This window comes from Brevibacterium aurantiacum, assembly GCF_900169065.1.
Taxonomy (GTDB): Bacteria; Actinomycetota; Actinomycetes; order Actinomycetales; family Brevibacteriaceae; genus Brevibacterium; species Brevibacterium aurantiacum.
In genome coordinates this window covers 1-6,049 of record NZ_FXZB01000050.1, presented here as the reverse complement: position 1 = coordinate 6,049, position 6,049 = coordinate 1, and the positions used below count along the sequence as shown (strand labels likewise).

Sequence of the window (6,049 nt, the reverse complement as noted above, 5' to 3'; positions counted from 1 at the left end):
GAGACGGTGGCCGTGGGCGACGGAATTCGCACGACTCTGGCACGCGGCTCTGAGCCCACCTACACGATCATTGTCCTGACCGATTCGCTCCTGCTCGAGCACGACGCCGCAGGGTCTGGAGGAGACCTTGGGAAACATTTGTGGAAGAGACCGGTGAGAGACCGGGACACTACTTCCTGCCCTCACGTCATGTTCGCACTCGAACCCGAACGAACCGCCAAGAATCAACCGAATCGGTGGATCAAGGCTTAAGCGGGGACTGATGCAGGGTTAGGTGACATCTAATCTGGCTTGTTCATAGGCAAGCCTGGAAGGATAGACACCATGCCACAGCCCTACCCGAAAGAATTCCGCGACGACGTCATCCGCGTCGTCCAGACCAGGGATTCCAAGACGACGATCGGACAGATCGCCAAGGACTTCGGAGTCCACGAAGGCACCATCAACAAATGGCTCCGCCAAGCAGAAATCGATGCCGGCAACAAACCTGGCAACACCAGCGACGAGTCCGCCGAACTACGAGAGATGCGTCGGCGTAATCGTCTGCTTGAGCAGGAGAACGAGGTCCTGCGCCGCGCGGCCGCGTATCTGTCACAGGCGAATCTGCCGTCAAAAGGCTCTACCCGCTCGTGAGAGAGCTCGCCGTCGACGGGATCCCCGTCGCGGTGTCGTGCCGGGTACTGAAGCTCTCGCGTCAGCCCTACTACCGGTGGCTGGCCGTCCCTGTTCCTGGGGCCGATGTCATCGAGGCGTATCGGGCCAACGCCTTATTCGACGCCCACCGCGATGACCCTGAGTTCGGGTACCGGTACCTCGCCGACGAAGCCGAAGCGGCCGGCCAACCCATGGCGGCACGCACTGCGTGGCGGTTGTGTTCGGCCAATGACTGGTTCTCCGCCTTCGGTAAGGGCCGGGCCAAGAACGGGAAGAAGCCGGGCCAACCGGTCCACGACGATCTATGCGCGGTTGTCGATGCCGACGGACGGACCAGGCACGAGTTTAGAGCTGATGGACCGAATCAGCTGTGGTTGACCGACATTTCGGAGCACCATACGAATGAGGGCAAGCTGTACCTCTGCGCGGTCAAGGACGCCTACTCCTCGCGCATCGTCGGCTATTCGATCAGCTCAAGGATGAAGGCCCGGTTGGCTGTCGATGCCCTCGAGATGGCTGTGACCAGGCGCGGTGACGTGGCCGGATGCGTGACGCACAGCGACCGCGGCAGCCAATTCAGATCGAAGAAATTCACTCGGGCTTTGGCCCGTCATGGCATCATCGGGTCGATGGGACGAGTCGGCGCAGCGGGCGATAACGCGGCCATGGAATCGTTCTTCGCCCTATTGCAGAAGAACGTTCTCGACCGCCGCCGGTGGGCCACGAGAGACCAGTTAAGAATCGCGATCGTGACCTGGATCGAACGGACATATCACCGACGTCGCCGACAAGCCCGGTTGGGTCGATTGACACCAGTAGAGTACGAAGCAATCATAGAGCCAGCTGCCCTCGCAGCATGACACTCACGCTGTCACCCTTCTTTGCATCAGTCCCTTCCTTTTCGCGTCGGCACGACATCGAACGATTCCATCCGACAACGGATATCCGTTCGCTTCGGTGATTCGCATAGCGTTGAGACCCGAAGGGCAGGCCCACAGTGCCTCACTGTCCCTATAAGCTCCGGAGCCCAACTGGACCCAGAATCCCCCGGCGATCAGGCCGACTGAGGCGACACCGAGGAGAGTGAGCGACAACCACGCGTGTTGCCTTATCACGATGATGGTCAGGAACCAGACCGCGATGGCGGCACCAACGACGAACCAGCCGAGTAGCACCCACTCCACCCACTGCACATCTTCCATGTGATACAGCTCTACCGATTCGTCAGTGGCTATGATCATCACGTGCACCGAGTCACTATTGCTCACCGCGAATCTCCCCTATACCCCTGCCATTATGGTCTGATCTCAATATGCCACACCGGCCTCAACGATCCGTGGCACACACTTACAACACTGCGACGAACGAGCGGCGGAGGCAGTCGACAATTCACACAACGACGGCGCCGCCCTTGCCGATAAGAATAACTATCATCCGCAGACGAAACCCGTGATTCGGAACATCGGACATGCCGCCAGCACACCTGAGAGAGGAGAACGAATTTTGATTCCTGAATCCAAAGGCGCGAAGATCGCATACATCGCAGTAGCGTCCGTGTCCATACTCCTTGTCGGCTTCTGCATTTTCGTATGGTTGTGGGCAGGCACGATCGAGGATGGTTGGATAAGCGCCTATGTGGCAGCGGTCGTGGTTTCGGTGGTCTGTGTTCCGATTGCCCTTGTACCGCTTGGTTGGTCCTTGGGGCTCTCATTCGTTCGGGAAGCTGAAAAGAGAAAGTCCCTGCGTAATCCGGCGAAGCCGCACGCAGAGTTGTGTTCTATGAACTCGCCAATCGAGATTCGATTCTTTCCCGACTGGGGGCGGAAGGAACCGCTGTGGAGCCATGACACCGACGACATTGCAGTGGGGACTTCAGACCTCCCAATTTCAGCGGACCTGGCCGACGATCTCCATGCTTGCATGGACTTCTGGAGCTCTCACTTCAACCCCGTCGTCGATTACCCAGATTCGGGGTGGGACTCCGAAGAGAATCACCAATGGTTTATCGATGAAGGCAACCGCCTTATCCGCGAATTGTCGAGCGAACTCGAAGGCAGGGCAACCATCTCTGACGAGCGGGACCCAGATGACCGCTAGAGAGCTGACTCAGCGAAAACAGTTTCCAATTCTGTCCATCAGGTATGCGAGCTCAACAAAATTGTTAAACGGTAGGGTGCATTCGCTGACAGATCTGTCCAACCCAGCGCCGCTTTGACCCTGACCTAGTACTACTAAGCCTTGATCCACCGATGCGAGTAGCCGGATCAAGCCGCGCGTGAAATGGAAATGCCCCTTCTGAACTGGGAAAATGATGATGTTCGAAGTCAACATTCCCGTTCAAGAAAGGGGCACCTCTCAGGTGCTATTCAACCACACACCCGCGTCTGTGTCTCACTCCTTCGACGATGCGAACCTGACGGCCACTACCGGGCTCGTCCCGATCATGAGCCTCGCCCAGATGGCGGGCCTGCCAGACCTCGCCGAAGACCGTCTGACCGTGACCACCACCGGAGCCGACAAGGGCGCGAACCCGGCACCGAAACTGGCTACCCTGGTCGCGGGAATGGCTGCCGGGGCCGACTCGATCGATGACATGAACATCCTCCGCCACGGCGGCATGCAACACCTCTTCGATCGTGTCTACGCGCCCTCGACCCTGGGGTCGTTCCTGCGCTCGTTCGCCTTCGGCCACGTCCGGCAACTCGACGCGATCTCTTCCCGTTTCCTGACCAACCTCAACGAGCACACACCGCTGCTACCAGCCAGCGAAGACACTGGATGAGTATTTGAAGCTTTGGGGACCACCCGATCGTGCGGTTGGGGACCACCGATATTGCCTGTGGGGGCCAGCAGCCGTGGACCTCGGGGCCACTGGCCGCCCATCAGCTCATCGTCACGGGTTCAAAGCAGCATGTTCTCTCATGTTGTGACTGCCGGTCTCGACCCAGACCGTGTTGTGCACGATCCGGTCCATGATCGCATCCGCGTGGACTCCGGATCCGAGTCGTTGATGCCAGTCCTTCTTCGCATACTGGGTGCAGAACACCGTCGACGCACAGTCGTAGCGGCGTTCGAGCAGTTCCAACAGCATGCTGCGCATCGACTCATCCGGATGATCGAGCAACCATTCGTCTATCACGAGAACGCTGAACGCGGCGTACTTCTTCAAGAACTTCGTCGTGCCCATCGGTTTGTCCAACGCCTGCGCCCAAGCTTCTTCAAGATCAGGCATGCGAATATAGTGCGCACGGATCCGGTGCTGGCAGGCCCGTTTGGCCAAGGCGCACCCCTGAGTTCCACAACTTTAGTGCCCCGGAAAACGTCCCGGCAGTAGCGCCGCAGCGATGTCTCTAGCCAGCCCGGTCACCTCGGGATCGAACGTGATTTCCTGCCCGCCCACACGCCCAGTGAACTCTCGCAACGGCCGAAGAGTCGTCACGATCTTCTTCAACGACGCTCCAGTCGCATCCTGCATGAAACGGGCAAGGGCCAACGCCGTGAACACGATAGTCAGGTGCGCTTCGATCGCGTCCCTGGTTCGGTGAAATATTGGTCGGGCACGTAGGTCGGTCTTCGACATCCGAAACGACTGCTCGACATGCCAGAGGTCGTGATAACTACTGATCACCTCGGCTGCGGACATAATGTCAGCCGGGATATTGCTGACGTAACCCTTATAGCCTGAAAGCTTCATCGCTCGCTTGTACGAGGACTCGTCGAATTCCTTATCCTCATCGGTGACCTTGACGAATCGGGCCTTCTTCGCGGGCTTCTCGCCCTCGATGATCGCCAATGCCCTGTTCCTCTGCAGATTCAGTGTCTGCTCATCACGCATCGCCCGCTTCCGCCGGTACTGCCAGACCACTCGCCACGCATCCGGAAACTCCTCAGCCGACCAGACTGGTTCTCGCTTCTTCTTCACTCGGTCAGGGTCGAGGCGTTTGGTCCCTTTCGGGGTGATCGTGTCGATGACCTGCCCATCAGCGGCCCAGTCCCCGGTCCACTGAAAGTGCGTCGCCAGATCATGCGGGGCCTTCGTTTGCCGGGATCCGACGATGAACCGTAGTCCAGCCTGATCCAGTTCAGTAAGGTTCTTGGCTGAGAGCATGCCGGCATCAGCGGCGACGACCATGTCGGTGACACCGTGCCGGTCTTGGAAGGCCTTGATGACAGGGATGATCGTGTGAGTCTCTGCTTTGGATCCTTCGTAGCAGCCGATCTCGAGTGGGAACCCGGTCCGGTCGACGAGGAGACCAACAACGATCTGCGGGTCAACACGACGTTCCTTCGAGTATCCAACTTTCCGCAGGTCGTCTTCCTTCTCAGCTTCGAAATACAAGGTCGTGACGTCATACAGAAGAAGGCTGATTCCCGACGTGGACACACTGTGGTCGAAGCATTTCCCAGCGATCTGTGACCGGTAGTCACGGTCCCTTGCCCGGGCGAGGCAATTGAGGAACGTATTGTGGTGGGGCGGATTGATGCCGAGCTCGGCAAGGACACGAATGCTGTCGGCCTTCGACGTCGGTTCGATCAAGCGAGCTAACACGAGGTGGAAGAAGGCTTGGTCATCGACGACCTCACTGAAGCCCAGCCGGTTCCAGGACTCGGTGATCGCATCGACGAGCACAGCAGAGCGTGAACCTACGACGGTTTTGGTATGCGGTGTGACGTCGGGGTCAGCGGGCAGTCCCAGCTCGAGTTCGAGTTGCTCGGCCGCCCCGTAGGACGCGAGTTTGTCTTCTCCAGCGGTGAGCAACGCGGTCAGTTCTGCCGGTGTGTGAGCAGAGCCCAGGTGTTCGAGGACGGTGACTTTGCCGCGGACCTTGCGCACAATCTGGACGGCCGTGGCTCCTGATCCGGTAGTAACTTTCCGCAAGCGAGGCGACATGAACCCATCGTAGACAGACCGTTAGTGTCCCACAAACACTCCTCCCGAACCTATGACCAGCACGAATACTTCGAGATTCGACGAATCGTCGCTCAGTTGTGGAACTCAGGTCCAACGCCTGCGCCCAAGCTTCTTCAAGATCAGGCATGCGAATATAGTGCGCACGGATCCGGTGCTGGCAGGCCCGTTTGGCCAAGGCGCACCCCAGGTACGATTTCCCGGAACCGGTGAACCCTTGGAACACGACGTTCTGGCCCCGCTCGATGAAACTGCAGGTCCCCAGCTGGGCGATCACGTTCCGATCCAGGCCGCGTTCATCGACCCTATCGAGTTGACGCAGGTCGGCTGCCGGGTAGCGCAACCCGGCCCTGCGGATGAGTCCCTCGATTTTGGCGTGATTGAATACCGAATGGGCTTCATCGACGACCAGTCGCAACCGTTCGTCGAAGCTCATTCCCATGGTCAGATCCTCGTCTTGGGCCTCGAGTGCCTCCAGCAGGGCCA

General features: G+C 58.8%; 5 protein-coding genes and 3 pseudogenes. 4 read left to right on the top strand and 4 right to left on the bottom strand.

Features of this window, described 5'->3' with window-relative positions; all coding sequences use genetic code 11:
- On the top strand, positions 1 to 252 hold a 252-nt coding region (locus BAUR9175_RS19565), incomplete at its 5' end, for a hypothetical protein (protein ID WP_219618425.1).
- Between the two features lie 72 nt (positions 253 to 324).
- A protein-coding gene (locus tag BAUR9175_RS18870; protein WP_101584964.1) for an IS3 family transposase occupies positions 325 to 1,514 on the top strand; the annotation gives its coding sequence in 2 pieces (ribosomal slippage) (positions 325 to 609 and positions 612 to 1,514; 1,188 coding nt in all).
- A gap of 3 nt (positions 1,515 to 1,517) precedes the next feature.
- Here the strand turns inward: BAUR9175_RS18870 and BAUR9175_RS18865 are convergent.
- Positions 1,518 to 1,922 (bottom strand): hypothetical protein, encoded by a 405-nt coding sequence (locus BAUR9175_RS18865; RefSeq protein ID WP_101584963.1) that lies wholly within the window; start codon positions 1,920 to 1,922, stop codon positions 1,518 to 1,520.
- 181 nt (positions 1,923 to 2,103) lie between these two features.
- Here BAUR9175_RS18865 and BAUR9175_RS18860 point away from each other — a divergent pair, with 181 nt between their 5' ends.
- Both BAUR9175_RS18860 and BAUR9175_RS18855 read left to right on the top strand, forming a co-directional pair.
- Complete coding sequence (locus tag BAUR9175_RS18860) at positions 2,104 to 2,751, top strand: immunity protein CdiI family protein (RefSeq protein WP_146000930.1); 648 nt, start codon at positions 2,104 to 2,106, stop codon at positions 2,749 to 2,751.
- Positions 2,752 to 3,040: 289 nt separating this feature from the next.
- A pseudogene (locus BAUR9175_RS18855) lies at positions 3,041 to 3,430 on the top strand (IS1380 family transposase); the annotation flags it as partial.
- A gap of 117 nt (positions 3,431 to 3,547) precedes the next feature.
- On the opposite strand, the pseudogene BAUR9175_RS18850 reads toward BAUR9175_RS18855, so the two are convergent.
- From BAUR9175_RS18850 to BAUR9175_RS20035, 3 genes and pseudogenes are all read right to left on the bottom strand, one after another.
- Positions 3,548 to 3,943 (bottom strand): annotated as a pseudogene (locus BAUR9175_RS18850) (ATP-binding protein); the annotation flags it as partial.
- Between the two features lie 15 nt (positions 3,944 to 3,958).
- Positions 3,959 to 5,545: an IS1634 family transposase gene (locus BAUR9175_RS18845; RefSeq protein WP_101584959.1), complete on the bottom strand. Its 1,587-nt coding sequence runs from the start codon at positions 5,543 to 5,545 to the stop codon at positions 3,959 to 3,961.
- A gap of 109 nt (positions 5,546 to 5,654) precedes the next feature.
- Positions 5,655 to 6,049 (bottom strand): annotated as a pseudogene (locus BAUR9175_RS20035) (ATP-binding protein); the annotation flags it as partial.